We start from the raw sequence: 494 nt of genomic DNA on the forward strand, positions 1-494 counted from the left end.
GCTGAGCGCGTTGGAGGCCGCCGCTTCCTGACGACGCGAGCCGACTGGCCTTGCCGGATTGCCGACATAGATCGTCCAGGGCTCCAATGACTTCGCGGTGACGGCTCGCGCACCGAGCACGGCCCCCTTGCCGACGACGACACCGGGACCGACGAAGGCTTCCGCCGCAACCCAGGCGTCCTCCTCGATCAACACCGGCCGCGTCACGAGGGGAAACGCGCTATCCTGAACATCATGCGACCCGGTGCACAGATGGGCACGTTGCGAGACAGAGGCATATTGGCCGATGGTGATCATGTCGACGTTGTAGCAGATCACCCCAGGTCCAAGAGATGAATGACGCTCCATGACGAGGTGCCCCGGCCACCACACGATCGCCTTGGAATRCACCATTGCGGTGTCATGCAGGCGCGCGCCGAAACTGCGCAGGAGAAAATTGCGCCAGCGGCGCATCGGCGGTGGCGTCCAGCCGGCAAGAAGCCGCCAGACGATCA

Annotated in this window: 1 protein-coding gene; it reads right to left on the bottom strand. The window is 64.3% G+C overall.

Annotated features, from left to right (window positions below; genetic code table 11):
• Positions 1-494: putative colanic acid biosynthesis acetyltransferase (locus AB4Z23_RS28320; protein ID WP_441361285.1), on the bottom strand; the 494-nt coding region annotated here is incomplete at both ends.

The organism is Agrobacterium sp. MCAB5, assembly GCF_052114365.1.
In the GTDB taxonomy this organism is placed as follows: Bacteria; Pseudomonadota; Alphaproteobacteria; order Rhizobiales; family Rhizobiaceae; genus Agrobacterium; species Agrobacterium tumefaciens.